We start from the raw sequence: 304 nt of genomic DNA, 5'->3' as shown, positions 1-304 counted from the left end.
CGATGAGCGCGGCCACGATCGACCGGTACCTGGCGCCGGCACGCCGGTCGATGCAGCTGCGCGGCATCTCGACCACGAAGCCCTCTCCGTTGCTGCGCAACTCGATCGGGCTGAGCAAGGTCGGCGACGAGCCCGCGACCGTGCCGGGGGTGGTCGAGGCGGACACCGTCGCGCACTGCGGGCCGACGTTCCAGGGCGAGTTCGCGCGGACGCTGACGATGACGGACCTGGTCACCGGCTGGACCGAGAACGCGTCGATCCGCAACAACGCAGCCAAGTGGATCGTGCAGGCCGTCGCCGATCT

General features: G+C 70.1%; 1 pseudogene. It reads left to right on the top strand.

What is annotated here, in order from left to right:
* A pseudogene (locus tag BKD30_RS10030) lies at positions 1-304 on the top strand (integrase); the annotation flags it as partial.

Source organism: Tersicoccus phoenicis (assembly GCF_001968835.1).
In the GTDB taxonomy this organism is placed as follows: Bacteria; Actinomycetota; Actinomycetes; order Actinomycetales; family Micrococcaceae; genus Tersicoccus; species Tersicoccus phoenicis.
Note: the sequence above shows the minus strand (reverse complement) of the source record. Positions and strands in the feature narration are given on the sequence as shown.